Source organism: Micromonospora globosa, assembly GCF_000717585.1.
In the GTDB taxonomy this organism is placed as follows: Bacteria; Actinomycetota; Actinomycetes; order Mycobacteriales; family Micromonosporaceae; genus Micromonospora; species Micromonospora aurantiaca.
Window position 1 is genome coordinate 16109 of the sequence record NZ_JNZR01000028.1, and the last position, 25169, is coordinate 41277.

The 25169-nt window shown below is 71.2% G+C and carries 29 protein-coding genes; 11 read left to right on the top strand and 18 right to left on the bottom strand.

The annotated features are described in order from the left end of the window. Positions 1 to 55 precede the first annotated feature (55 nt). From IF06_RS0123660 to IF06_RS0123690, 7 genes are all read right to left on the bottom strand, one after another. The gene (locus IF06_RS0123660; RefSeq protein ID WP_232236755.1) at positions 56 to 751 is read right to left on the bottom strand and encodes a SigE family RNA polymerase sigma factor; all 696 of its coding nucleotides are present in this window, start codon (positions 749 to 751) and stop codon (positions 56 to 58) included. Between the two features lie 105 nt (positions 752 to 856). Then, a complete protein-coding gene (locus IF06_RS0123665; protein WP_030273630.1) occupies positions 857 to 1708 on the bottom strand; it encodes a PH domain-containing protein in 852 nt (283 codons plus the stop codon). 6 nt (positions 1709 to 1714) lie between these two features. Beyond that, positions 1715 to 1873 carry a hypothetical protein gene (locus IF06_RS34005; RefSeq protein ID WP_013283898.1) on the bottom strand — a complete coding sequence of 53 codons (159 nt, stop codon included), beginning with the start codon at positions 1871 to 1873 and terminating at the stop codon, positions 1715 to 1717. Between the two features lie 118 nt (positions 1874 to 1991). Further along, positions 1992 to 2690 (bottom strand): DUF6758 family protein, encoded by a 699-nt coding sequence (locus IF06_RS0123675; protein ID WP_316250298.1) that lies wholly within the window; start codon positions 2688 to 2690, stop codon positions 1992 to 1994. A 90-nt stretch (positions 2691 to 2780) separates the two neighbouring features. Continuing rightward, positions 2781 to 3404: a TrmH family RNA methyltransferase gene (locus tag IF06_RS0123680; RefSeq protein WP_030273632.1), complete on the bottom strand. Its 624-nt coding sequence runs from the start codon at positions 3402 to 3404 to the stop codon at positions 2781 to 2783. A gap of 34 nt (positions 3405 to 3438) precedes the next feature. Further along, the gene (locus IF06_RS0123685; protein WP_030273634.1) at positions 3439 to 3930 is read right to left on the bottom strand and encodes a hypothetical protein; all 492 of its coding nucleotides are present in this window, start codon (positions 3928 to 3930) and stop codon (positions 3439 to 3441) included. A gap of 95 nt (positions 3931 to 4025) precedes the next feature. Continuing rightward, positions 4026 to 4541 carry a MaoC family dehydratase gene (locus tag IF06_RS0123690; RefSeq protein WP_013283894.1) on the bottom strand — a complete coding sequence of 172 codons (516 nt, stop codon included), beginning with the start codon at positions 4539 to 4541 and terminating at the stop codon, positions 4026 to 4028. 547 nt (positions 4542 to 5088) lie between these two features. Here IF06_RS0123690 and trxA point away from each other — a divergent pair. Then, positions 5089 to 5451, top strand: a complete 363-nt coding sequence (gene trxA, locus IF06_RS0123695) for a thioredoxin (RefSeq protein ID WP_013283893.1) — start codon at positions 5089 to 5091, stop codon at positions 5449 to 5451. 86 nt (positions 5452 to 5537) lie between these two features. On the opposite strand, the gene IF06_RS33665 is transcribed toward trxA, so the two are convergent. Then, positions 5538 to 6074, bottom strand: coding sequence for a hypothetical protein (locus IF06_RS33665; protein WP_157547396.1), 537 nt, complete (start codon positions 6072 to 6074; stop codon positions 5538 to 5540). 796 nt (positions 6075 to 6870) lie between these two features. Between IF06_RS33665 and IF06_RS0123710 the strand changes: the two genes are divergently transcribed. Next, a complete protein-coding gene (locus tag IF06_RS0123710; protein ID WP_030273635.1) occupies positions 6871 to 8916 on the top strand; it encodes an intein-containing Rv2578c family radical SAM protein in 2046 nt (681 codons plus the stop codon). Positions 8917 to 9082: 166 nt separating this feature from the next. Here the strand turns inward: IF06_RS0123710 and IF06_RS33670 are convergent, their stop codons facing one another. Beyond that, complete coding sequence (locus tag IF06_RS33670; protein WP_151012777.1) at positions 9083 to 9697, bottom strand: hypothetical protein; 615 nt, start codon at positions 9695 to 9697, stop codon at positions 9083 to 9085. A gap of 3 nt (positions 9698 to 9700) precedes the next feature. Further along, entirely contained in the window at positions 9701 to 10066 is a 366-nt protein-coding gene (locus IF06_RS0123720; RefSeq protein WP_157551525.1) for a hypothetical protein, read from the bottom strand. A 320-nt stretch (positions 10067 to 10386) separates the two neighbouring features. Here IF06_RS0123720 and IF06_RS0123725 point away from each other — a divergent pair, with 320 nt between their 5' ends. Next, positions 10387 to 10794 carry a CoA-binding protein gene (locus IF06_RS0123725; protein WP_013283888.1) on the top strand — a complete coding sequence of 136 codons (408 nt, stop codon included), beginning with the start codon at positions 10387 to 10389 and terminating at the stop codon, positions 10792 to 10794. Here the strand turns inward: IF06_RS0123725 and IF06_RS0123730 are convergent. After that, positions 10751 to 11407 carry a TetR/AcrR family transcriptional regulator gene (locus IF06_RS0123730; protein ID WP_030273638.1) on the bottom strand — a complete coding sequence of 219 codons (657 nt, stop codon included), beginning with the start codon at positions 11405 to 11407 and terminating at the stop codon, positions 10751 to 10753. The two genes, IF06_RS0123725 and IF06_RS0123730, sit on opposite strands and share 44 nt — an antisense overlap. Positions 11408 to 11496: 89 nt before the next feature. On the opposite strand from IF06_RS0123730, the gene IF06_RS0123735 reads away from it, so the two are divergent. Continuing rightward, a complete protein-coding gene (locus IF06_RS0123735; RefSeq protein WP_030273640.1) occupies positions 11497 to 12150 on the top strand; it encodes a PH domain-containing protein in 654 nt (217 codons plus the stop codon). A 9-nt stretch (positions 12151 to 12159) separates the two neighbouring features. On the opposite strand, the gene IF06_RS0123740 is transcribed toward IF06_RS0123735, so the two are convergent. Continuing rightward, positions 12160 to 13356: an acyl-CoA dehydrogenase family protein gene (locus IF06_RS0123740; protein WP_013283885.1), complete on the bottom strand. Its 1197-nt coding sequence runs from the start codon at positions 13354 to 13356 to the stop codon at positions 12160 to 12162. Positions 13357 to 13528: 172 nt separating this feature from the next. Here IF06_RS0123740 and IF06_RS0123745 point away from each other — a divergent pair, with 172 nt between their 5' ends. Continuing rightward, the gene (locus IF06_RS0123745) at positions 13529 to 13936 is read left to right on the top strand and encodes a DUF4190 domain-containing protein (RefSeq protein ID WP_013283884.1); all 408 of its coding nucleotides are present in this window, start codon (positions 13529 to 13531) and stop codon (positions 13934 to 13936) included. A 3-nt stretch (positions 13937 to 13939) separates the two neighbouring features. On the opposite strand, the gene IF06_RS0123750 is transcribed toward IF06_RS0123745, so the two are convergent. Beyond that, a complete protein-coding gene (locus tag IF06_RS0123750; RefSeq protein ID WP_036311415.1) occupies positions 13940 to 14830 on the bottom strand; it encodes an SDR family NAD(P)-dependent oxidoreductase in 891 nt (296 codons plus the stop codon). 116 nt (positions 14831 to 14946) lie between these two features. Between IF06_RS0123750 and IF06_RS0123755 the strand changes: the two genes are divergently transcribed. Continuing rightward, positions 14947 to 15501 (top strand): DUF4190 domain-containing protein, encoded by a 555-nt coding sequence (locus IF06_RS0123755; RefSeq protein ID WP_013283882.1) that lies wholly within the window; start codon positions 14947 to 14949, stop codon positions 15499 to 15501. 42 nt (positions 15502 to 15543) lie between these two features. Here IF06_RS0123755 and IF06_RS0123760 read toward each other — a convergent pair whose 3' ends face one another. Beyond that, a complete protein-coding gene (locus tag IF06_RS0123760) occupies positions 15544 to 16500 on the bottom strand; it encodes an HpcH/HpaI aldolase/citrate lyase family protein (protein WP_013283881.1) in 957 nt (318 codons plus the stop codon). Positions 16501 to 16624: 124 nt separating this feature from the next. On the opposite strand from IF06_RS0123760, the gene IF06_RS0123765 reads away from it, so the two are divergent. Together IF06_RS0123765 and IF06_RS0123770 are read left to right on the top strand one after the other, a co-directional pair. Then, positions 16625 to 17449: an SDR family NAD(P)-dependent oxidoreductase gene (locus IF06_RS0123765; protein WP_030273644.1), complete on the top strand. Its 825-nt coding sequence runs from the start codon at positions 16625 to 16627 to the stop codon at positions 17447 to 17449. Between the two features lie 18 nt (positions 17450 to 17467). Further along, on the top strand, positions 17468 to 17755 hold the full coding sequence (locus IF06_RS0123770) for a hypothetical protein (RefSeq protein WP_030273645.1): 288 nt from the start codon (positions 17468 to 17470) through the stop codon (positions 17753 to 17755). A gap of 2 nt (positions 17756 to 17757) precedes the next feature. Here IF06_RS0123770 and IF06_RS0123775 read toward each other — a convergent pair whose 3' ends face one another. Both IF06_RS0123775 and IF06_RS0123780 read right to left on the bottom strand, forming a co-directional pair. Continuing rightward, on the bottom strand, positions 17758 to 19890 hold the full coding sequence (locus tag IF06_RS0123775) for an APC family permease (protein ID WP_232236756.1): 2133 nt from the start codon (positions 19888 to 19890) through the stop codon (positions 17758 to 17760). 66 nt (positions 19891 to 19956) lie between these two features. Next, entirely contained in the window at positions 19957 to 20913 is a 957-nt protein-coding gene (locus tag IF06_RS0123780) for a DMT family transporter (RefSeq protein WP_030273649.1), read from the bottom strand. A gap of 106 nt (positions 20914 to 21019) precedes the next feature. Between IF06_RS0123780 and IF06_RS0123785 the strand changes: the two genes are divergently transcribed. After that, positions 21020 to 21715 (top strand): HAD family hydrolase, encoded by a 696-nt coding sequence (locus IF06_RS0123785; RefSeq protein WP_030273651.1) that lies wholly within the window; start codon positions 21020 to 21022, stop codon positions 21713 to 21715. Positions 21716 to 21740: 25 nt separating this feature from the next. Here the strand turns inward: IF06_RS0123785 and IF06_RS0123790 are convergent, their stop codons facing one another. Together IF06_RS0123790 and IF06_RS0123795 are read right to left on the bottom strand one after the other, a co-directional pair. Next, positions 21741 to 22274: a hypothetical protein gene (locus IF06_RS0123790; RefSeq protein ID WP_174361691.1), complete on the bottom strand. Its 534-nt coding sequence runs from the start codon at positions 22272 to 22274 to the stop codon at positions 21741 to 21743. Between the two features lie 41 nt (positions 22275 to 22315). After that, positions 22316 to 23185 (bottom strand): PhzF family phenazine biosynthesis protein, encoded by an 870-nt coding sequence (locus IF06_RS0123795; RefSeq protein ID WP_013283874.1) that lies wholly within the window; start codon positions 23183 to 23185, stop codon positions 22316 to 22318. Between the two features lie 33 nt (positions 23186 to 23218). On the opposite strand from IF06_RS0123795, the gene IF06_RS0123800 reads away from it, so the two are divergent. Together IF06_RS0123800 and IF06_RS0123805 are read left to right on the top strand one after the other, a co-directional pair. Continuing rightward, positions 23219 to 24505, top strand: coding sequence for a magnesium transporter MgtE N-terminal domain-containing protein (locus tag IF06_RS0123800; RefSeq protein WP_013283873.1), 1287 nt, complete (start codon positions 23219 to 23221; stop codon positions 24503 to 24505). Beyond that, positions 24498 to 25106, top strand: coding sequence for a DUF1003 domain-containing protein (locus IF06_RS0123805; RefSeq protein WP_013283872.1), 609 nt, complete (start codon positions 24498 to 24500; stop codon positions 25104 to 25106). The genes IF06_RS0123800 and IF06_RS0123805 overlap by 8 nt, the downstream gene beginning before the upstream one ends. Positions 25107 to 25169: the final 63 nt, after the last annotated feature.

Genomic DNA, 25169 nt, shown 5'->3' on the forward strand with positions numbered 1-25169 from the left:
GGGAATGGACGCTCCGGGCTGCCCGTTCGGTTGTCACCGTGCTGCCGGGTGCCGCTCATCGGCTCTTCGCCGCGATCGGGACGGCGGGGCGGACCGGAGCCGCGGGTGGGGCCGGTCGCGGCACCCGGGCGGCGGGCTGCCGCGCCGGGATACGGGTCGGCTCGGCGCCCCGGGCCGGCGGGACGGACCGGCCGGCTGCGGCGGGCGAGGCAGGCGGGGTCGCGGCGGGCGCGTCGGCCGGCGTGGGCAGGCTCAGGGCCGCCTCGGAGCCGAGCCGGCGGCGCAACGTGTTCAGCGCACGGGAGGTCTGGCTCTTGACCGTGCCCGGGGAGATCTCCAGCAGCGCGGCTGTCTGCGCCTCGGACATGTCCTCGTAGAAGCGCAGCACCAGCACGGCGCGCTGCCGGGCCGGCAGCGCCTGGAGGTGCCGCCAGAGCGCGTCCCGGTCGAGTTGCTGCTCGATCTCGTCGACGCCGGCGCGCTCCGGCAGCACCTCGGTGGGGCGCTCGCCGTGCCAGCGGCGCCGCCACCAGCTGGTGGACGTGTTGACCATGACCCGGCGGGCGTACGGCTCGATGGCGTCGATCCCGCCGAGCCGCTTCCAGGCGAGGTAGGTCTTGGTCAGCGCGGTCTGGAGCAGATCCTCGGCGGTGGCCCAGTCACCGGCGAGCAGGTACGCGGTGCGCAGCAGTGCGCCGGACCGGGCCGCGACGAACTCGCGGAACTCCTCCTCCAGCGGATCTCTGCTCACCACCACACTCATCTCCCCCCGTCCTGCCTGGCAGAATGCCACGGCCTGCCCGGTCGGGTCGATGGCGGAAGGTGTGCAGTTCATCCGATGTTCGGACGAAAAGTTTCAGGCTCCGTCGTCGGCCTTGGCCTCGTCGGCTTCCTTGCCCAGCCGCGCCTCGACCGCCTGCGGCTCGTACATCTCCTCGACCACGCGCAGGTAGAGCTCGTTCGGGTTGGGCAGGTTCTTGATCACTCGGAGTGCCTGTTCCTGACCGGCGGACTCCAGCACGAACGTGCCGTAGTTGAGGGCGCGGCCGGTCGGGCTCTGCTCGTACTTCATGTCGGTGACCCGGGTGAGCGGCATCATCGCGACCTGCCGGGTGATGATCCCGTTGACCACCATCACCCGCTTGTTGGTCAGGATGAACCGGTCGTACCACCAGTCGGCGACCTTCCAGGCCACCCAGCCCATCACGGCGAACCAGAGCAGCACGGCGACGGTGGTCAACGCGCCGACGTCCCGCCCGGCGAGGAAGCCGGAGAGGTAGCCGAGCACGAACGTGGCCGCCACGCCGACGATGATCGGGGTGGTGAGGTGGATCCAGTGCCGCTTCCACTCGCCCCGGTAGCGCTCGGTGGGGAAGAGGTAACGCGCCACGAGCGAGCTGGGCTCGTCCTCCAGCGGTAGCACCCGGCGGGGTGCCATGCCGGAGGCGTCGGACCGCAGCCCGGCCAGCTCGTCCTCGGAGATCGGCTGGTCCGGGAAGCCGTCCGGGTCACGCGTCCAGGCCCGGCCGGACCGCCCCTCACCGGTGTAGGCGCTGCCGTAACCGGCGTCGTCCGCGTCCGTGTACGGGCCGGGGCCGTAACCGGCCGGGTCGTCCGGGTCGATCCGGGGGATCGGCTCGGTGTCGCGCTCCCGGCGTGCCCGGTCGGGGTCGTCCGGGTCGAAGGGTGGACCGGAGGGGCTTCCCATGGGCGGCTAGGCGACGAGGTTGGTGAAGAAGTCGCCAAAGCCCTGCGCGATGTCCATGATGCCGCCGCCGAGAGACTTGAAGACGTCGGCGGCGGAGTTGGGCCGGTACGCAACAAAGAAGATCAAGAATGCGATGCCGGCCCAGGTGAGGACCTTCTTGACCATAGCGGGCCATCCTCTCGCGCGGCGCCGGGTCCGTTTACCGCAGCGGCACCCAGAGTATCAGCATGGTGTCTTACCGTGAATATCTGCGTCCGCTCTCCGACTAGCCGTGGCGGGCCGGTCAGGCCCGCCCGTGCAGGTACGGAGATGGTGCGCCGTACACGAGTTCGGGCGGTGTCCACTCGGTGAGGTCGTGCAGCACGACTTCTTCCGCGAGGAGGTGACCCGCACTCGCCGGCCAGGCTATCGCATGGAGCCACATTCCCCGAGCCTCGCCGGCGTACGCGCTTCGATCCGTTTCGGAGCGAACGAGCCACAGTGGAGTCGGATGGCCGCCCACCCGGATCTTCGCGTGCGGCAGGCGCTCGGGATGACCAGGGCCGGGATCGGTGAGCGCCTCCTCCACCTGTGGGCCGGGGTCGGGTCCGGGCAGTCCCGCGAAGCGGGAACCGAGACCGACGCCGGGTTCCTCGGCGACGAAGATCAGGTCGGCCGGGCCACCGTCCAGGGGGGCCGGACCGGCGCAGGCGACGAGCGTGGCCCGTACGCCCGCGCGGTCGTCGCCCGCCCACGCCACGCCGGTGAGCGTCCAGCCCGGCGGGAGCGGCCACGGGCACCACAGCGGCATCCGGAGCCGGCCTGCCGGGTCGGGGTCGGCGGCCATCCGCTCCACCACGCTGGCCATGATCTCGGCACTGATGTGCTCCGGCACGTGCAGCGGCGCGACCGGGCCGCAGCGCACGCACCGGTGCTCGGCGTGCATCAGATCCGGCTCGCGCACCGGGCCCGCGCACTTCGGACAACTCACCGCGACAGTCACACCCTCACCGTCACCCCGGACCCGCGAGGCGTCAAGCGGGGCGGGCCGACGAACGTGGGATTTCCGTCCGGCGGTGGACCCACGCGGCGTTCAGTCCGGCGGCGGCCCGGCGTACGACCGGATCCAGGCGTGCATGGCGATGCCGCTGGCCACACCCGCGTTGATGGACCGGGTCGAGCCGTACTGGGCGATCGAGAACAGCGCGTCGCACGCCGACCGGGCCACCGCCGACAGACCCGGCCCCTCCTGGCCGAACAGGAGCACGCAGCGGCGCGGCAGCACCGCGGTCTCCATCGGCCGGGAGCCGGGCAGGTTGTCGATCCCGACCACCGGCAACCGCTCGTCGCGCGCCCACGCGACGAACTCCTCGATCGTCGGGTGGTGCCGGACGTGCTGGTAGCGGTCGGTCACCATGGCGCCCCGCCGGTTCCACCGCCGCCGCCCGACGATGTGCACCTCGGCAGCGAGGAAGGCGTTGGCGTTGCGGACCACGGTGCCGATGTTGAAGTCGTGCTGCCAGTTCTCGATCGCCACGTGGAAGTCGTGCCGGCGCCGGTCCAGGTCGGCCACCACCGCCTCGCGCCGCCAGTAGCGGTAGCGGTCCACCACGTTGCGCCGGTCCCCGGCGGTGAGCAGCTCCGGGTCGTAGCGCGGGTCGTCCGGCGGGTCACCGGGCCACGGCCCCACACCCACGTCGAGCTGGTCGTCGGTCACGGTTGCCGAGGGTACGGCCCGGCGGCGTCCCCGGTCAGCGCAGGTCGAGCGCGCCGCCCAGCCGGTCGAGGAAGCGTGTGTCGGCGGGGCTCGGCGCGGTCTGCCCGGCCCGGCACACCCGGGCGGCGACCGACTCCACCCACTGCCGGTACGCCGCCGAGTCGGCCGGGTCGGCACGGCGGCGCAGCACCCGTACCGCGGCCCGGGCGGCGGCCAGCAGGTCGACCAGGTCGGTGAGGCGCTCGTCCCGCTCGGTGGTCCCGTCGTGGCGGGCGTAGATGGCGGCCACCACGGCGCGGACGAGATCGCTGTCGAAGGCCCGGCCGGCGGCCACCGCGTCCAGGCCGGCCAGACCGGCGGCGACGCCGCGCGGCGGGCGCCCGGGTCCGGGTGAGGCGGCGGCGACGAGGACGCGGCCCGGCAGGTCGGTCAGCAGGTCCCACTCCGCCGCCGAGTAGGCGGCGGTGGTGAGCGGTGCGGCACGGCGACCGGCGGAAGGCGGCTCTCCGGCTACGGAGTGGCTCATGGGAACCTCCAGCCCGAGCATATGCCCCCGGACGAGGTCCGGGCCCCGTCCCCGCCGAACGGAGAACGAGGCCCGGTGGCCGGACGGACGCGAGGTCAGCGCGGCTCGGGGAAGCTGGGACGCTCCGGGTCGACGCCGTCCGGGACGGCGGCGGCCGCGTACTCCTTCTTGGGGACCATGACCTTGCGGCGGAACACACAGACGAGCGTGCCGTCCTGGTTGTAGCCGCGGGTCTCGACCGCGACCACGCCGCGGTCGGGCTTCGAGGCCGACTCCCGCTTGTCCAGCACCGTCGTCTCGCCGTAGATGGTGTCGCCGTGGAACGTCGGTGCGACGTGCCGCAGCGACTCGATCTCCAGGTTGGCGATCGCCTTGCCGCTGACGTCCGGCACGGACATGCCCAGCAGCAGCGAGTAGATGTAGTTGCCGACCACCACGTTGCGCTTGAACTGCGAGGCGGACTCGGCGTAGTGCGCGTCCATGTGCAGCGGGTGGTGGTTCATGGTGAGCAGGCAGAAGAGGTGGTCGTCGTACTCGGTGACCGTCTTGCCCGGCCAGTGCCGGTAGACCGCGCCGACCTCGAACTCCTCGTAGTAGCGGCCGAACTGCATCCTTGTCCCCTTCACGGGCGGCGATGGAGTTCGGCACAGCATGCCTTATCGCTTGTTAAGGCGAGGGGCGGGGCGCTCGCCCGGCGGAAATGTCACACCGGGGGCCACCGAGGTCCGGACGCAATGAGCGGCGGGGCCCTCCCCGGCACCCGCCGCCCACGCTCTGATGCGAAGAATTCTGCCGTACGACCACCCGTCGCCGACAGAGACGGAGGTCACATTTACCTTTTCGTAACACTACTCAAAGTAACCGACACGAGGTCGATAAGCGATCTCCGCAGGCCGGATAGATGCTCGTCAAGCCCGAAGTTACCGAGACGTAGCAGAAACTGAGAGTGATCTCCTTGGAAACGCTCCCATCACGTCCCGTCACGCAAGTGCGGCGTGCATTTGCGTTCCGCACGAACGGAGCGAACAGATGGTGTTCGATGTGCTCAGGGTCACCGTCCCGGCGCTCAGCGTTTCGTCACCCCCGCGGCGGGAATTCGGACGGACTGACCCTGGTTCCACCGGACGTACGACAATCCGCGGTGATCGGAGAGAGCAAATGGCAACGGTTGAGCTGACCACGGCCAACTTTGACGAGGTGACCGGGCGCGACGGGATCGTCCTGCTCGACTTCTGGGCGGACTGGTGCGGCCCGTGCAAGCGCTTCGCCCCGGTCTACGAGCGCTCCTCGGAGAAGCACCCGGACATCGCCTTCGGCAAGGTCGACACCGAGGCGCAGCAGGAGCTGGCGGCGAAGTTCAACATCAGCTCCATCCCGACGATCATGGCGATCCGTGACGGTGTGATCGTCTTCGCCCAGCCGGGCGCGCTGCCGGAGTCGGCGCTGGAGAACCTCATCGAGCAGGTCCAGGCGCTGGACATGGACGACGTCCGCAAGAAGCTGGCCGAGCACAACCACTGACGTTCCACGACAGCACGAGAAAGGCCGGACCGATTGGGCCCGGCCTTTCTCGTGCCCCGAGCGGCACCGTCTTCCAGTCGCGCCCTTTACGGGAACTGGATGGGTACGGACGGGAAGAGCTTTGAGGCCTGACTGTGCACGCACTCCACAAGCACTGTGAACCTCTTCTGCGGCACAGACTCAATCAGGTCGTTCGGGCCCTTCTCCAACCCGGTAACAGGGACGTCCCTTTCTTTGAGGCACGTCCGCACCGCCTTCATCAGCTCTGGCGCCATATATTGGGGATTACTTTTCTGGTAGCCGATGCGCACTGCGTCAAGATGATCCGCCTGGCATTTCTGCGCAAACTCAAGGGCCTTCACAGTCGGCATTACTGGCGACTTGTACAAGAGGATCATCTCGTCGTTTCCGACCGGGTCCCAACCGTAGTTCTTTTGTTTGACGTTGGACTTCGCGACGCAGGCTTCCGTTCTACGGACCGCCGCCTCGTAATCCTGCCTTGTAACCGGCGCAGGAGTCGTTCCCGCGCTTGGCGGGGCCGATGACGCCCTGGATGCGGTCGGCGCTCTGCGCTGCTCCTCGGCCCCTGTCGTGGAGCAGCCCGTCAGCACGAACAACAGCACGCAGACGGCGACTCTGGCCAACTTTCCCAAGATTCAGGCTCCACCTTCCCGAAGAAGCAACGGCCCAGGTCAGTCCAGAGCCCCATCCCTGTCGCGCCGATCGATCCAGGCCCGAGAGGAAGCCTGGGCCTGGATCGATCGATGGAAGAGCCCTAGCCCAGGCCACCACGCAGCGAAACCAGCAACTCGACTTGGCGTCCCAGGAAGAAGATCAACAGTACGTGAGGTGACTCAGCTCCCAGGACTCATTCTCCTGCGTCTTGTGATACACCTGGTACATCTTCGTCCCGCTCAACGAAGTGTAGCCATTCGAGGAATGGACGATCTGGCCCCCGTCATCACACGAGATGACCCAAAGCCAGGGGTGGCCGCTGCACCCTCCGGAGTCCCTCTGCGTCCACGCGTAGGTGTGGTTGCTGACGACTCCTCCGGAATACTTGCAGCCATTTCGGGTCTTCGACCACTTGGCATCGTGGGCTTGCGCGGGTGCCGCGGCGAAGGTGCCGGCCAGGCCCGCGAGCGCCAAGGCAAGAATGCCACTCCGAATAATCAGCTTTGCCTTTGCCATATTTACCCCCGCCTTGTCAAGGCGTATAGCCGCATGCAATACGCCAATGGTGGTCGAAACTTCCGACGACCCCAATCGTCGCGCACATCACATAGAAGGGCAAGAGTTTAACGATGGATTGGGCGCTGACTCCGGGAGTGCGAGCGAAACCACGCGCCCCATGTCCGGTGGGCACCCGAGCCTGGGGCCCCACTTGCCATCAAGTCGTACACGTGTTCGAATACCTCCATGCGCTGGGACAACCTCTCCGCTCCCCCGGACGAGGGGACTCCCGATCGGGCGGCGCCGGCGGCTCCACCCCTGCCGCTGGCGCTGCCCGGCGCCGTCGCCCGCACGTTCGACACCCCGGGCTTCGCCGGCATGACCTTCTACGAGGTCCACGCCAAGTCGATCATCAACCGGGTGCCCGGCCAGTCACGCGTGCCATTCGAGTGGACCATCAACCCCTACCGGGGCTGCTCACACGCCTGCGTCTACTGCCTGGGCGGCGACACTCCGATCCTGATGGCCGACGGCCGCACCAGGGCGATCAGCGAGCTGGAGCCCGGCGACCGGATCTACGGCACCCGGCGCAGCGGCGCCTACCGCCACTACGTCGTCACCACGGTGCTCGACAAGTGGTCAACGGTGAAGCGGGCCCACCGGATCACACTGGCCGACGGCACCACGCTCGTCGCCAGCGGCGACCACCGGTTCCTCACCGAACGCGGCTGGAAGCACGTCACCGGGACCATGCGCGGCGGCGGACGCCGTCCGCACCTGACCACCCGTAACCGCCTGCTCGGCACCGGCGGGTTCGTGGTGGCGCCGAAGCGCTCGGCCGACTACCGCCGGGGCTACCTGCACGCCCTGGTCCGCGACGACCACCCCGCCGGCCACCGGCGCGACACCCGGTTCCGGCTGGCCACCGCCGAGGCGGAGGCGCTCGACCGGGCCGAGCGCTACCTGACCGACGCGGGCGTCACCGTCGAGCGGGCCACGACCGCCCGGGTGGGCCGCCGGGCGACGACCACAGTGGTACGCACAGCCGGCCCGGCCGACGTCGTCACCGGGCTGTTCACGCCACCCGACGAGGCGACGGACGACTGGGCGCTGGGCTACCTGGCCGGGATGTTCGACGCCGTGGGCACCTGCCACCGGGGCGTGTTCCGGATCAGCGTCGCCGACGACGAGAGCCAGGCCCGCGCGGCCGGCGCGCTGGACCGGTTCGGCTTCCGGTGGGCGCTCGACGTGCCCGGCGCACCGGGAGCGGCGCGTCAGCTCCGGCTGACCGGCGGGCTGCCGGAGCGGCTGCGCTTCTTCCACCTCACCGACCCGGCCGTCACGGCCCGGCGCTCGATCGAGGGCATGGCGCTCAAGTGCGCGGCGCGACTCCAGGTGACAGCCGTCGAGGATCTCGGCCTGGAGCTTCCCCTGTGGGACATCACCACCGGCACCGGCGACTTCATCGCCAACGGCGTGGTCAGCCACAACTGCTTCGCCCGCAACACCCACACCTACCTCGACCTGGACCCGGGCGCCGACTTCGACCGCAAGGTGATCGTCAAGGTCAACGCCGGTGAGCTGGTCCGCCGCGAACTGGCCGCGCCTCGCTGGCGCGGCGCGCACGTCGCCATGGGCACCAACGTGGACTGTTACCAGCGGGCCGAGGGCCGCTACGGCCTGATGCCGCCGATCATCGAGGCGCTGCGGGACTTCGCGAACCCGTTCTCCATCCTGACCAAGGGCACGCTGCTGCTGCGCGACCTGCCCCTGTTGCGCCAGGCGGCCGAGGTGACACGGGTCGGGCTGTCGTACTCGGTGGGGTTCGTCGACGAGGCGCTCTGGCGGGCAGCCGAGCCTGGTACGCCGAGCCCGCGCCGCCGCCTCGACGCGGTCCGCACCCTCACCGACGCCGGTTTCTCCGTCGGCGTGCTGATGGCGCCGATCCTGCCCGGTCTCAGCGACGACGAGGAGTCGATCGACGCCACTGTCGCGGCAGTCGCCGCCTCCGGGGCGGCGAGCGTGACGCCGCTGCCGCTGCACCTGCGGCCCGGTGCCCGGGAGTGGTACGCCCGCTGGCTGGCCCGGGAGTTCCCCCACCTGGTGCCCCGTTATCGGCAGCTCTACCAGGCCGGCTCGTACGCGCCGCAGGCGTACCAGCGGGAGGTGACAGCGCGGGTGCGGATGGCGGCACGCCGACACGGGCTGAACCGCGGCGAGACCGGCGACAATCGCCGGCTGCCCAAGACCCCGCCGCCCGCACCGGCCGCCGAACAGCTCTCCCTGCTCTAGCCCTGGGCGCGCTGCCCATTCGGTTCGATCGGCCGACCCGGGTACGGGTGGAACGCCTTGATCGCCCTCCGGATCGGGCCATGCCTTGCCGCCCCCCGGTGCGGGTGCGCCTCGGGGGACGGCAGGCCGGTCGACGTGCCACCGCAAGCGCGATGTGACGCCGTCGCTAGTAGATGGCCACCGGCGAGTCGGGGTAAAGCTGAGAAACCGCCTGCCTGACGCAAGCGCGAATGTCCTGGCGCCGATCTTCGCCGAGTTCAGCGTCGAGGTCCGGGATGCCCACCGCTCGATCACTGACTGCCAGATTCTTGTTCCTCAGGCACTCCTTGACGACAAGCATGAGTTCGGGCTTCATGCGGGGGGGATTACTCTTGGCGAACTGGTCCTCAACTCGCCCGAGCCAGGCCCCATGACATTCGTCACCAATGGCCCCAACCTCATCGTCAGACAGTTCTGGGTTCCGGTACCACATGGTCATCACTTGTTGATTCACCGGGTTCCAGCCCTTGTTGACGAGCTGCACATCATGCGCTTGAAGACATTTACCCAAAAACTCGGTTGCTTTTTCGTAGTCCGCTCGGCTTATCACTCCATCGCCAAGCAGAGCTTCCTGGGCAGCGGCACCGTCCGCCCGCTCCTTCTCGGTGAGGTGTTGATCGGAACTGCCGGCTGCAGTGCCTCCGCCTCGGTCAGCGGGCGGAGAAGCACTGCAGCCGAACAGCCCACCGATCAGCAACGCAGCGATTGAGACGCGCAGCTGTCCGGCATGGGACATCCGCATGAGCTAGTGGTTGATCTTCTTCGAGCCGCAGGTCTCGCAGCTCTTGTGCTCACTCCACACGATGCCGTTGTTGCCGGGGGCGTAGAACTCGACCTTGGACGCATCGTGCGACCAGCTGCTGACGTTGCCGGCCCAGTTGACACGAAGCCAGGCGTGTCCGCTGCAGCTCCCGCCGCCCTTCCAGGTCTTCGCGTAGCCATGGCTGCTCTGCCCGGCGTAGCTGCATCCCGAGCGGCTGAGGTCGACAGTGGACGTGTGCGCCTGAGCGGCCGAAGGGACCATCAGGGCACCCGCCGCCGTCGCCAGGGCGACGGCCGACAGCCCACCGAGCAGGCCGCGACGCTTACTGGTTGCGAGGTTACTACTCATCTGCACTCTCCCCGTGTTGAGAACACCTGCATAGAACCAGACAGCAATCATCGACATATCCAATGATCGAACGATTGGATATCCCGGCCAGGTGATCAATGAAAGCTGAAATCGACAATACCCTAAGCCACTCCCATCTATTTGTGATCCACATCACATCAGTCGGGGGCATGGTGACTACAGAAAGCCCTTACCATGCCGTTCGCCATTGTCAGAAAAATCGTTATCGGCCGCATCTGCACTGCGGGGAAAGCTGATTGTCAATCGCCTACCGGACAGAAATACCTGTCATCGCCGCGCCGGGCGGATAGTCTCGTGTGATGCGTTCCCCCATGCAGATCCTCGCCGACTCCGCCGTGATCGCCGTCGTGGGCGCCTCCCGTGATCCGGGCAAGGCCGCGCACCGCGTACCGCTGGAGATGCAGCGGCACGGGTGGCGGATCATCCCGGTCAACCCGACTGTGGACGAGCTGTTCGGCGAGAAGGCGTACCCGGCGCTCGCCGACATCCCGCACCCGGTCGACCTGGTCGACGTGTTCCGCCCGGCCCGCGACGCGGTCGACGTGGTGCGGCAGGCGGTGGCGATCGGCGCCCCGGCGGTGTGGTTGCAGCTCGGGATCTTCTCGGACGAGGCGCGCCGGATCGCCGAGGAGGCCGGCCTCGACTACGTCGAGGACAAGTGCCTCATCGTCGAGCGGGCCGCCGCCGGCCTGACCCGTCGCGGCTGACGGCGCCGGGCGGGGGTTCGGGCCCGAAGATCAGGTCGAGCTGGGCGTCGAGCGCGGCCAACGCGGTCTCCGGGGGGTAGTGGCCGCCGAGCACGTAGATGCCGAGACCCTCCATCACCGCGAGCAGCCCGACCGCGGCCCGTTCCGGGTCCACCCGGCCGTCCGCGACGAGCGGTGAGCCGGCGGCGATCTGCCCGGCCACGAACGCCAGCAGCGCGGCCGTCTCGTCGTGCAGCGCGGCGGCCACGGCCGGCCGGACGGCGGTGTACGCGAGGAACGCCAGGGCCACCCGTCCGTCCGCCCGCCGGTCCTCGTCCAGCGGCAGCAGCTCGGCCAGCATGGCCCGCAGCAGCGCCCGGGGCGCCGGAGTCGCGCCGAGCGGCTCGACCGCCCTCCGGACCCGGGCCTCGTTGCGCTCGCGCACCACGGCGAGCGCGAAGACCATCATCTCGTCCCGGGTGCGGAAGTAGTGCTGCACCATCCCGGGGCTGACCTCGGCGGCCGCGGCCACGTGGCGCAGGCTGACCGCCTCCAGGCCCTGTTCGGCCGCGACCCGCATCAGCGCGTCGGCGATCAGCGCGCGACGCTCCCGGTGGTCGACCCGCTTCGGCATGTCCCCATGGTTTCACAATACGACTGCATTGACACCTCGCCGACACGCGTTTTACATTGCAGTTGTATTGAAAAAGAGGGGGTGCGGTCATGGGACGGGCGATCCGGCTGGCGCGGCGTGCGGTGGCGTACGAGTGGGGCATGTGGCGCAGCCTCACCCGGTGGATCCTGCGCCGCCCGTATCCGGTCGCCCCGGGCGCGGGGACGTACGCCTACGTCGGCGGCGTGCAGCCGATCCTGCTGGCCTTCATCGCCCTGTCCACGATCGAGATCCCGATCCTCGACGTGATCCTGCGGCACACGGTCGACCAGCCGACAGTGCGGCACGCGGCGATCGCGCTCGGCGTCTGGGGTGTGCTGTGGATGATCGGGCTGCTGGCCGCCCTCCGGATCCATCCGCACGTCGTCGACGACGCCGGCCTGCGGGTGCGCAACGGCACCTCGGTCGACGTCACGATCCCGTGGAGCGCGGTCGCCCGGGTGGCGGTCCGCCGCCGGTCGCTGCCGTCCAGCCGGGCCGTCCAGTACGACGCGGACGACCCGGCGGTGCTCAACCTCGGCGTCGGCAGCCAGACGGCGGTCGACGTGGTGCTGCGCGAGTCGCTGTCGGTACGGCTGCCGAACGGGCCGAGCAAGCCGGTGCGGGAGATCCGGCTGTACGCCGACGACCCGACGGCGCTGGCCGAGCACGCGCGGCGGCACCTGCCCGCCGCCGAGCAGGCAGCGCGCCGGCTCGAGCGGTGAGCCGGGCCCCTACTGCTTGTACTGCTTGAGCAGACCGCGCGAGATGATCGTCTTCTGGATCTCCGAGGTGCCCTCGCCGATCAGCAGGAACGGTGCCTCGCGCATCAGGCGCTCGATCTCGTACTCCTTGGAGTAGCCGTAGCCGCCGTGGATCCGGAACGCCTCCTGGACCACCTCGGCGCAGTACTCGGACGCGAGCAGCTTCGCCATGCCCGCCTCGACGTCGTTGCGCTGGCCGGCGTCCTTGAGCCGGGCCGCGTTGACCATGAGCGCGTGCGCGGCCTCGATCTTCGTACCCATCTCGGCGAGCTTGAACGCGACGGCCTGGTGCCTGGCGAGCGGCTGGCCGAAGGTGTGGCGCTGCTGGGCGTACGCGACCGCCAGCTCGAACGCCCGGATCGAGATGCCGCAGGCGCGGGCCGCGACGTTGACGCGGCCGACCTCGATGCCGTCCATCATCTGGTAGAAGCCGCGGCCGACCTTCTCCTCGCCGCCGAGCACGGCGGAGGCGGGCACCGTGACGCCGTCGAGCACCATCTCGGTGGTCTCGACGCCCTTGTAGCCCATCTTGTCGATCTTGCCGGGGATGGTGAGGCCGGGCGCGGTCTCGCCGAAGCCGGGCTCCTTCTCCAGCAGGAAGGTGCTCATGTTGCCGTAGACCGAGTCGGCCCCGGTGTCGGTCTTGACCAGGGTGGCCACCACCGACGAGTACGCCCCGTTGGTCAGCCACATCTTCTGGCCGTTGAGGACGTAGTTGTCGCCGTCGCGGACGGCCTTCGACTTGATCGCCGAGACGTCCGAGCCGCACTCGGGCTCCGACATCGAGAACGCGCCCCGCACCTCGCCGGTGGCCATCCGGGGCAGCAGCCGGGCCTTCTGGTCGGCCGAGCCGTGCTGCGAGATCAGGTACGCCACGATGAAGTGGGTGTTGACGATGCCGGAGATCGACATCCAGCCCCGGGACAGCTCCTCGACCACGAGCGCGTAGGTCAGCAGGGACTCGCCCAGGCCGCCGTACTCCTCGTCGATGGTGAGGCCGAACAGCCCCATCTCGCGCATCCCGTCGAGGATGTCGCTCGGGTACTCGTCGGCGTGCTCCAGCCGCTGCGCGTGCGGGATGATCTCCTTGTCGGCGAACTCCCGGACGGTTTCCAGGATCGACCGCTGCACGTCGGTCAGTCCGGGTGTCTGGGCGAGTCGGGCCATCTCAGCCTCCGGGGTCGGCGCCTTACTCATGGGTAACTGAACGCTCGGTCAGTATCGGTCCCGCGACCGGCCGCGCCAAGGTGACCAGTCCACACAACCGCTGTGAAAAGGTTCACCGCTGCGGGTAGCGTCCGCAAGAGAAAGGGCCGTCGACCTGGGGAAAGGGGCGCCCGTGACCGACGAGCAGCCACCGTCGCCGTACGAGCCGCCGTCGCACGGCCAGCCGTACGGGCAGCCGCAGTACGGCCAGCAGCACCCGCAGTGGGGCCAGCAACCCCCGTACGCACCGCAGCCGCCCTACGGCCAGTACGGCCCGCCCGGCCAGGGGCCGGGACCAGGCCCCCGTGGCACGAACGTGCTCGCCATCCTGTCGCTCGTCTTCGCGTTCGTCTTCGCGCCCGCCGGCATCGTCTGCGGCCACCTGGCCAAGCGGCAGATCCGGCAGACCGGCGAGGACGGCGACCAGCTCGCCAACTGGGGACTGATCCTCAGCTACATCTTCACCGCGATCGGCCTGCTGGTCTGCTGCGGCTGGATCGGGCTGGCGATCTGGGCCAACTCCGACAACGGCACCTACTGACAGTCAGCGGAACTGCGCCTCCCGGACGCTGTTGCCGCCGTCGACCACGAGCATCTGCCCGGTGATGTACGACGCGGCCGGCGAGCAGAGGAACGCGATGGCCGCGGCCACCTCGTCCGGCGTGCCGGGACGCCCGACCGGCGTACCCAGGCCCTGCTTGATCTCGGCCATGGTGGACGCCGCGGTGTGGATGATTCCGGGCGCCACCGCGTTCACCGTCACCCCGTCGGCGATCATCTCCATCGCCAGCGCCCGGGTCAGCCCGACCACACCGGCCTTGGCCGCCGCGTAGGCCGCCTCGGTGGGCAGCGCGTTGACCGGCCCGGCGGTGGCGGCCAGGTTGACGATCCGGCCCCAGCCCCGCTCGGCCATGCCGCCGATGAACGCGCGGCTGCACAGGAATGCGGTGGTCAGGTTGCGGTCGATCTCGCCGCGCCACTCGTCGTACGTCAGCTGGGCCACCGGTCGCAGCACCTCCGGGCTGGCCCGGCTGGCCAGGCCCGCGTTGTTCACCAGCACCTCGACGTCGCCGAGCTGCTCGGCCACCGCGTCGGCGAGCGCGCCCACCTCCGACTCGTCGGTGAGGTCGGCGACGAAACCGGTGACGCCCAGCTCGCCCGCGCGTTCGTGGATGCGCCTCGTGGTGGACACGATCGCCACCCGGGCGCCCAGGTCGGACAGCCGGCGCGCGGTCGCGTACCCGATGCCGTCCGGGCTGCCCGCGCCGGTCACCAGCGCGACCCGGCCGTCCAGGCGCATGGTGGCCGGTTCCGGCAGCGGCGCCGGCCGTTCGGAGTCGGCGGCGCCGACCGGCTCGCCGCCGCGCGGGCGCCGCACCGACCCCGGCCGGCTCATGTCCCGTCGCGACCGACCCCCACGCGCGTCAAGTGCCATGCCGAGGATCCTGCCCCGTGCCGACCCCACGGGCAACGCGGTGGCCGGAAAGGGGACGTCCGTGTCGCGCGCAAGGTGGCTACCCTGAGCGCGACCACGTACCTGGAGATGATCAGATGACCTATCCCCCACCGTCCGGTGGCTGGCAGGACCCCTCGGCGGCCGGGCCGCAGTCGAGCCCCCCGGCCGATCCGATGGCCGGCAACCCCATCCCGGCCCAGCCCACCTCGGCGGACCCGTACGCGTCCGCCGACCCGTACGCCGGCATGAAGTCCGCCGACCCGTACGCGGCGGCCGGTTACCCGCCGGGCGCCTATCCGCAGCCGGGCGCGTACCCGCCCCCGGGTGGTTATCCCGGATACGGGTACCCCTCCGGACCGAAGCAGAACGGCCTGGCCATCGCCGCGATGGTCATTTCGATCGTCGGCGCGCTCGGCCTCTGCGGTTACGGCCTCGGCGGCTACATCGGCGTGGTGGGCGCGATCCTCGGCCACGTGTCCCGTAAGCAGATCAGGGAGCGCGGCGAGGGCGGCGAGGGCTTCGCCACCGCAGGCATCATCGTCGGCTGGATCGCCACCGTGCTGGCCGTGCTGGCCACCGCCGCCATCGTGATCTTCATTGTCTGGGCGGCCAACCAGGACTCGTCCGGCTACGACAGCACGACCTACTGAACTCGGCGGGCCGCCCCGCGAACTCGGGGCGGCCCGGGCCGGTCACTCCGAGGGCGGGGTGAACGAGGAGGTACGGGACATGCCGGCGGCGCGTCCCTTGGCGGCGATCACCAGCGCCATCTTGCGGGACGCCTCGTCGATCATCTCGTCGCCGAGCATCACCGCGCCGAGCTTCCCGCCCGCCTCCGAGGTGTAGTAGTCGTACGCGTCGAGGATCAGCTCGGCGTGGTCGTAGTCGGCCTGCGCCGGGGAGTAGACCTCGTTCGCGGCGTCGATCTGGCCGGGGTGCAGCACCCACTTGCCGTCGAAGCCCAGCGCCGCCGAGCGCTTCGCCACCTCGCGGAACGCGTCCACGTCCCGGATCTGCAGGAACGGGCCGTCGATGGCCTGCTTGTCGTGCATCCGCGCGGCCATCAGGATGCGCATGAGGATGTAGTGGTACGGGTCGCCCGGGTAGTCCGGGATCAGCGCGCCGACCACCAGCGACTTCATGTTGATCGAGGCCATGAAGTCGGCCGGGCCGAAGATGATCGTCTCGACCCGGGGCGAGGCGCCGGCGATGGCGTCCACGTTCACCAGCCCGGCCGCGTTCTCGATCTGCGCCTCGATGCCGATCCGGCCCACCTCCAGGCCGAGCGTCTTCTCGATCTGGGTGAGCAGCAGGTCCAGCCAGTGCACCTGCTCGGCGTTCTGCACCTTCGGCAGCATGATGCAGTCCAGGTTCGCCCCGGCGCCCTCGACCACCTCGATGACGTCCCGGTAGGTCCACGGCGTGGTCAGGTCGTTGACCCGGACCACGCGGGTCTTGCCCGCCCAGTCGCCCTCGTTCAGCGCGGCCACGATGTTCTTGCGCGCGTCCGGCTTGGCCAGCGGGGCGACCGCGTCCTCCAGGTCCAGGAAGACCTGGTCGGCGGGGAGGCCCTGGGCCTTGCCGAGCATTTTGACGCTGGAGCCGGGTACCGCCAGGCAGGATCGGCGGGGACGACCGACAGCGGTCATGGATGCGCTCCTTCCAGCGTCCGGCGCGAGTGCCGGCGCAGCGGTGGATTTCGAGAACTTAACGATCCCAAAGGGCGTGGTGACGCCACGGTAACCTCGTGCCGTGACCGGGGTGAATGGACCTGTGGAAGATCTCACTGAGCGTCGGATCGTGGTGCTGACCGGGGCCAGCTCCGGCATCGGGCTGGCCGCCGCGGAGGAACTGGCGCGCCGCGGTGACCAGGTGGTGCTGGTCGGCCGCGACCCGGCCCGGCTGCGCGCCGCGGGCGAACGGGTCCGCGAGTGCTGCGGCGAGCAGCCGGAGCTGTTCCGCGCCGACTTCGCGGTGCTCGACGACGTACGCGGGCTCGCCGAGCGGTTACGCGAGCGGTACGACCGGATCGACGTGCTCGCCAACAACGCCGGCGCGATCGTGCTGGAACCGATCAGCACGGTCGACGGGTTCGAGCTGAGCATGCAGGCCAACCACCTCGCCCCGTTCCTGCTCAGCAACCTGCTGCGGGACCGGATCGGGCGGATGGTGGTCACCGGATCGGACGCGCACCGCAGCGGTGTGCTGGACCCGGACGACCTCAACTCCGCGTTGCGCTCCTACCGCCCGTTCCGCGCGTACGGCACCAGCAAGCAGGCGAACATCCTGTTCACCGCCGAGGCGGCGCGACGCTGGCCGGAGGTGCCGGCGCACGTGTTCCACCCCGGCGTGGTGCGTACCCGCTTCGGCAACGAGAGCCGGATCGTGGCGCTCGGCATGCGGCTGCTGCCGTTCCGCAGCCCGGAGAAGGGCGCGGAGACGCTCGTCTGGCTCGCCTGCCAGGATCCGGCCCGGCTGATCGACGGCGGCTACTACGCCGACCGCAAGCCGCACCGGCCCCGGCCCAAGGCCGCCGACCCGGCGCTGGCCGCCCGGCTCTGGACGGCCAGCGCGAAGGCGCTCGGGCTGGACGCCTGACGGAACCGAGAGGAACACATGACCACGGAGCAAGCGGTCCTGCTGGTCGCGCTCGTCGACCTGAGCGCCGACGTGGACGCCGGGCGGCGGTACGAGGACGCGGTGCTGGCGCTGCTCGGCCGGCACGGCGGCGAGTTGGAACGTCGGCTGCGCACCGGGGACGGGGAGACCGAGGTGCACGTGATCCGGTTCGCCGTCCGCGCCGGGCTCGACGCGTTCCTGGTCGACCCGGAGCGCGTCGCGCTGCGCGCCGAGCTGGGCGACGCGGCCCCCGCCACCCGGGTGCTGGAGGTACGCGACGTCTGAGGTCACGACACGTGCACCGGGACGCTCGTGACCACCACGCCGGGCAGCGCGCGCAACGCGACCCGTAGCCGCTGCTCGGCGCGGCTGTGCAGCAGCCGGTACCGCCGCCGGCGCAGCACCACCTCCGGCACGATCACGGTGAGCGTCAGGTCCGGGCTCGCCGCGTGCAGCGCCTCCAGGTAGTGCGCCAGCGGCCCGATCACCGACCGGTACGGCGACACGATCGTCTCCAGCCGCAGGTGGTCGCCCCAGGCCCGCCACTGCTCCCGGAACCGGTCCGCCTCGGCCTCCTCGGGAGCGAGGTGCACGGCGAGCGTCGGCCGCCCGAGTGACGTCGCGTACGCCAGCGCGCGCAGCGACGCCCGGTTCAGCCGGGCCACCGGCACGACCACCAGGTGGCGTACCTGCTGGGGCAGTTCGTCGCCCTCGGCGGGCGGCGCGGACGGCGGCGGATGCAGAGCCAGCGCGTGGTGCAGCCGGTCGTAGTGCCTGTGGATCCGGCGGAACAGCAGCACGAGCAGCGGCACGGCGAGCACCACCACCCAGGCGCCCTCGGTGAACTTGGCGACCGCCGCGGTCAGCAGCACCAGCCCGGACAGCGCCGCCCCGGCCGCGTTGACGGCGAGCCGGCGGCGCCATCCCGGCCCCCGGTGGCGCCGCCAGTGCACCACCATCCCGGTCTGGGACAGCGTGAAGGCGAGGAACACGCCCACCGCGTACAGCGGGATCAGCCGCTCGGTGTGCCCGCCGAACGCGACGAACACCGCCGCTGCGGTCAGCGCCAGCGCCACCAGCCCGTTGCTGAACGCCAGCCGGTCACCCATGTGCAGGAACCGGCGCGGCGCGTGCCCGTCGCGGGCCATGAAGAACAGCAGCCGGGGGAAGTCGTTGAACGCCGTGTTCGCGGCGAGCAGCAGGATCAGCGCGGTGGTGGCCTGGAGGATCGCGTACCCGGGCCCGCTCGGGAACGTCACCCGGCCGAGTTGGGACAGCAGCGTCTCGTCCGCCCGGGGCACCAGGCCGTCGAGGTGGATCAGCCCGACCAGGCCGGCGAACAGCGTGACGAGCATGGCGACCATCCAGCCGAGCGTGGTGCGGGCGTTGCGCCACTCGGTCGGGCGGAACGCGGGCACCGCGTTGGAGACCGCCTCGATGCCGGTCATCGACACCGCGCCGGAGGAGAACGCCCGCAGCACCAGCAGCAGGCCCAGGCCCTCGGCGGCGGGCACCGACGGCGGCGGCACCGGTGCGAAACCCCGCGCCGCGGCCTTCGCGTAACCCACAGCCAGCACCGCGAGCAGCACTACCACGAACGCGTACGTGGGCAGCACGAAGATGTTCCCCGCGGTGCGTACGCCGCGCAGGTTGCCGGCGAGCAGCACCGCGATCACCAGCACCCCGAGCGGCACCGCCCACGAGCTGAGCCCGGGTAGCGCCGAGGTGACCGCGTGCACCCCGGCCGCCACCGACACGGACACGGTCAGCACGTAGTCGAGCATCAGCCCGGCCGCGGCGGCGAGTCCCGGCGTACGCCCGAGGTTGTCCCCCGCGACGATGTAGGAGCCGGCGCCGTGCGGATAGGCCGGGATGGTCTGCTGGTAGGAGAGGCCGACGGCGACCATCAGCACCACGAGCACGGCGGCGAGCGGCAGGGCCAGTCCGAGCGCGGCGCTCCCGGCCAGCACCAGCACGGCGAGCATCGCCTCCGGCCCGTACGCCACGGAGCTGAGCAGGTCGGAGGAGAGCACCGGCAGCGCGACGAGTTTGCGCATCCGCTCGTAAAGCACCGACGCGCTGGACAGCGGCGGCCCGAGCAGAGCCCGGCGGACCCGGGCGGCGGTCCGGCCGGCCCGGTCGCCGGGCAGGTCGGCCGCACCGGTGGCGACCAGTTCGTCCGGCTGCGCCACGGTGAACATGTCGATCGGCGCCAGCCGGCCGAACCGGGTGGGCGCCGGGTGCCGGTCGTGCCGCCCGAGCGTCGGGTCGACCGGCAGGTCGTCGGCGCGGCGCGGGCCACGCCAGCGCTCGCCGATCCGGCCGAGCGCCGCCCGTTCCTCGTCGCCGAGCGGCGGGAACTCGGCCGAGGGCGTGACGACGGTGCCCGCCTCCGCCGCGTCGTCCCGGTCCGCCCCCACCCTGAGCACTTTCGTGCAAACCGGACGGCCCGGTGGCCGGAACGGCGCGACTTCGCCCCGACCGGCTCAGTCGCCGAGCGGCGTCGGGTCGGCGGGGGCCGCGACCGGCGTGGCGCGACGGCCGGCCCGCGCGCCGCCGAGCACCACCACCGCAACGCCGGCCAGCAGCAGCGCCAGGCCCGGCAGGGCCAGCGGCCGGGGCAACTGCCCCAGCCACGCCCAGCCGATCAGCGCCGCGCCCGGCGCCTCCAGCAGGATCAGCACGCTGACTGTGGTCGCGGAGACCCGGTGCAGGGCGTAGTTGAACATCGAGTGGCCGAGCAGCTGGGCGCCCGCCACCAGGCCGAGGATCGCCAGCCAGGTCGCGCCGTCGAAGCCGTGCAGGCGTACGCCGCCGACCAGGCACACCACGAGCAGGATCGCCGCGCAGACGCCGTAGCAGACGGTGGTGTAGGTGGTGGTGCTGATGCTGGCCCGGGCCCGCTCGCCGAACGCGGTGTAGACGGCCGCGAACAGTCCGCCGACCACCGCGAGCAGGTCGCCGGCGAACGCCCGGCCGGAGACGCCGAAGTCGGCGCCGGTGGCGAGCACCGCGCCGAGCACCGCCACCGCGATTCCGGCCCACACCGCCGTCGGCAGCCGCCGCCCCTGCCCGCGGGCGATCAGCCCCTGCCACACCGGCTGCGTCGCCCCGAGTGCGGTCGCGGCCGCCACCGAGGTGAGCTGCGCGCTCGGCATCCAGGTGGCGAAGTGGGCGGCCAGGGCGACCCCGGAGAGTACGCAGTAGAGCCCCTCGCGCCGGCCCGGCCCGACTGTCAGCGCCCGGAGTTCGGCGCGCCTCCTGGTCAACGCGACAGGGCCCAGGACCGCCACCGACAACGCGGTACGCCAGAACGCCACTGCCAGCGCCGACGCGGCGGCGAACGCCACGAGCGGCGCCGAGGACGAGACCGAGGCGACGGCCAGGGCGAGCGCGCCCACCGTCAGCGCGTCGAGCGGCGGGCGATGCGGAACGGTCGGCACGAACGGTAATCCTCACACGGACACCCGACCGACACGGAAAGTCAGCACTCCGTTACGATCATGCGCGTCCCGGCGATCCCCCCTCGACGTCCGGAGGCGTTCCCTCATGCCCGGATTCCAGGCGGTGCTGTTCGACTTCTTCGGCACCCTGACCCATGGTGTGCGGCGCGGAGCCGCCCACCGCGCCACCGCCGACATGCTCGGCTGCTCCACCGAGGCCCTGGTGGAGGTGCTGGACAGCAGCTTCTACGAACGGGCCAGCGGCTCCTTCGGGAACGCCGAGTCGACGATGCGCTGGGTGTGCGCCCGGCTCGGCGTCCACCCGTCCGACGCGACCGTGCGCGCCGCCGTCGCCACCCGGCACCGGGCAGTACGCGCGGACACCCGGCTACGCGCCGAGGCGGTGCCGGTGCTGGCCGCGTTGCGCCACCGGGGCGTCCGTACCGGGCTGGTCAGCGACTGCACGCACGAACTACCGGCGTTCCTGCCGCAGCTCGCCGTCGCGCCGCTGCTCGACGCCCAGGTCTTCTCGGTACGCCTCGGACGCTGCAAGCCGGACCCGGCGCTCTACCTGGCCGCGTGTTACCGGCTCGGCCAGGCCCCGGCCGACTGCCTCTACGTCGGGGACGGCGACAGCCAGGAGCTGACCGGTGCGGAGCGGGCGGGGCTGAGCGCCGCCCGGTTGGCGGCACCGGATCTCGCCGACCACGTGGTTCTCAACGCCGACCACGGTTTCGACGGGCCGTCGCTGACCTCACTGAGGGGCGTGCTCGACCTGCTCGACCCGGTCCCCGTCGCCTGACCCGGCCCGCCGACGGTTCGCGCGGTCAGCGGCGGCGGACGCGGTGCAGGCGGAACGGCTTGCGGACGGCCCGTACCACAGGGGTCGGTCGGGGCTGCTCGCTCAGCGAGCCGTCCGGCAGGTCGGCGCCGGACACCGCGGTGCCGGCGGGCGCGAGCCGGTTCAGCGCGCACCCCTGTGCCGCCCACCGCTCCACCAGCTCGGCGGCGGAGCCGGAGGCGTTGAGCCGCTTCGCCGCGACCAGCGGCGCGACGGTGTCCCACTCCTCGGTGCCCGGTTGCAGCCGGGTCACCCGCGCCGGCCAGCTGACGATCCGCCCGCCGTGGTCGCCGCGCAGCGTCACGTCGGCCGTGTCGCTGTCGGCCAGCCCGGGTGCGGCCTGCTCGCCGGGACCGGTGACCACCAGCAGGGTGCCCTCCAGCGGCAGGCACCACAGCGCGTACGCCGGGCCGCCGGCGGTGCTCACCCAGCAGACCGCGGCCTTCTTCACCGCCTCGTCCACGAGCGGCGGCGTCATCCGCTCGTCCACCTCGTCACTCACCCCGCCATCCTGCCCCATCCCCCGCCCACCCCACCCCGGAGAGGGCCACGGGCGGGCGATCAGCCGATGAACGGGGGGACGGTGATCTCGCCTCGGGCCACCGGCATGACCTGGCCGGAGACGGTGGCGCCCACCGCCAGCCCGCCGGACGCGGTCACCGTGCAGGCGAGCGTCGACGGACGGTTGATCTCGATGCCCTGCCGGACGGTGTACTCCGCGCGGCCCTCGCCGGGCAGCAGGCCGCTGGCGACCAGCCACACGCCCAGTCCCAGGGCGGCCGAGCCGGTCGCCGGGTCCTCCGGTACGCCGAGCCCCGGCACGAAGACCCGGGCGTGTGCGGTTTGCGAACCGGGCTCCCAGGAGAAGAGGCTGACGTGCTCCACTCCGTACCGCTGCGCCGCCGTCGTGTTCAACCGTGCCCGGGCCACCGCGTCCGGGCGTACCGGAAGATAGGGGAATTCGAGGCCGCACCCGGCGACCCGCGGTGGCGGGCCGACATGGTCGGGGCCGGTGAGGCCGACCATCTCCAGCAGCGGCTCCGGGTCGAGTTCCGGGCCGAGCGTGGGCGTGCCGCCGGTGAGCGTCGCGCCGGTGGCGGTCACCTCGATCGGCAGGACGCCGGCGCCGCACTCCTGGGTGACCCGGCCCGCGCCGATGACGCCACGCCGGCTCGCGGTAACCGCGGCGCCGACGCTCGGGTGCCCGGCGAAGGGCAGCTCGTCGGCCGGGGTGAAGATCCGGGCCCGGTAGGTGGCGCCCACCTGCGTCGGCGGCAGCACGAAGACCGTCTCGGACAGGTTGAACTCCAGCGCGAGCGCCTGCATCTGCTCGGTGGCCAGCCCTTCCGCGCCGAACACCACGGCCAGCGGGTTGCCGGCGAACGGGCGGTCGGTGAAGACGTCCACGATCTCGTAGCCCAAGGTCGACATGTTGTTAGAGAGTAGGCCCTTAGGCTGGTGCCCGTGAGCACGCCGAACCGGGTCTACCTCGCTCGACTCGCCGGAGTCGCCGTTTTCGACCCGAACGGCGACCAGGTCGGCCGCGTCCGCGACGCGGTGGCCCGGATGCGGGCGACCCAGCGACCGCCGGAGGTCGTCGGTCTGGTCGCCGAGATGCCGATGCGGCGGCGCATCTTCCTGTCCATCAACCGGATCACCTCCATCGACACGGACGCGGTGGTGCTCGGCAGCGGCACGCTCAACCTGCGCCGGTTCGAGAAGCGCCCGAACGAACTGCTGGTGCTCCAGGAGCTGCTGGACCGCCGGGTCCAGCTCGACAGCGGGCAGGCCGGCTCGGTGGTGGACGTGGCGATGGAGTCCAGCCGCGGCGGCGAGTGGGCGCTGAGCCGCGTCGCCGTGCGCGAGCACACCGGCCGGCTCACCCGCCGCGGCCACCTCCACCAGGTCGACTGGGACCGGGTCCGCGGGCTGGGCGCGGTCGGCGACAACCGGGGTACGGCGAACCTGCTCGCCGTCCTGGAGGACATGCGCCCGGCCGACCTGGCGAACGCCCTCCAGGATCTGCCCGACGCCCGGCGCAACGAGGTGGCCGCCGCGCTCGACGACGAACGCCTGGCCGACGTGCTGAGCGAGCTGCCCGAGCGCGACCAGGTGGAGATCCTGGCCGCGCTGGACCGCCAGCGCGCCGCCGACGTGCTGGAGGAGATGGAGCCGGACGACGCGGCCGACCTGCTCAACGAGCTGCCCCCGCCGGAGCAGGACGTGCTGCTGGACCTCATGGAGCCGGACGAGGCCGACCCGGTACGCCAGCTGCTGCGCTACGCCTCCGGCACTGCCGGCAGCGTGATGACCTCGGAGCCGGTGATCCTGCCGCCGGACGCCACGGTGGCCGAGGCGCTGGCCCGGATCAGGGAGGCGCAGCTGTCCCCCGCGGTGGCGGCCCAGGTCTTCGTGGCCCGTGCCCCGCTGACCACGCCGACCGGCCGCTACCTGGGTATGGTGCACTTCCAGCGGTTGCTCCGCGAACCGCCGGCCGACCTGCTCGGCGGCATCGTGGTGAACGACATCGACCCGCTGCGCACGTCGACCCCGCTGCCCGAGATCACCCGGCGGATGGCCACGTACGACATGGTCGGCATGCCGGTGGTGGACCGGAACAACCGGCTGGTCGGCGCGGTGACAGTGGACGATGTGCTGGACCACTCCCTGCCGCGGGACTGGCGGGACCGGGACGCGGCCCCCACCTCGTCCGCCACCGACGACGGCACCCTGGACGGCGACGATGAGTGACCAGCGACGCGGCGACCGGCTCGACCAGCCGCGCGCCCCGCGGAGCCTGCACCTGCCGCGGATCGACGCGGAGACGTTCGGCCGCTGGGCCGAGGGCATCGCCCGGGGCATGGGTACGGCGAACTTCCTCGTCTACATGACGCTGATCCTGGTGGCCTGGTTCCTGTGGAACACGCTGGCGCCGGCGAGTCTGCGCTTCGACCCGTACACCTTCACGTTCTTGACCTTGATCCTCTCCCTGCAGGCGTCGTACGCGGCGCCGTTGATCCTGCTCGCGCAGAACCGGCAGGCGGACCGGGACCGGATCGCGATGGACGAGGACCGGCGGCGGGCCACGCTCCAGAAGGCCGACACGGAGTACCTGGCCCGGGAGATCGCCGCGCTGCGGATCGCGATGGGTGACGTGGCGACCCGGGACTTCCTGCGCTCGGAGCTGACCCGGCTGGGTGAGGAGCTGGACGAGGCGGCCGAGCGGCGGCGCAGGCGGGAGCGGCGGCAGCAGGAGCGGGAGGGCCGGCGGACGGGCGGCGGCGAGCCGCTGGACGAGCCCCGGGACGAGCTGGACAGCGACTACGCGCGGGACGGCCGGCGCGACGGCTGAGCGGTCATCGAATCGCTCACACCGCCCCCGCCAGCGGCGGTGGCCGATGACCCGCGACGTAGC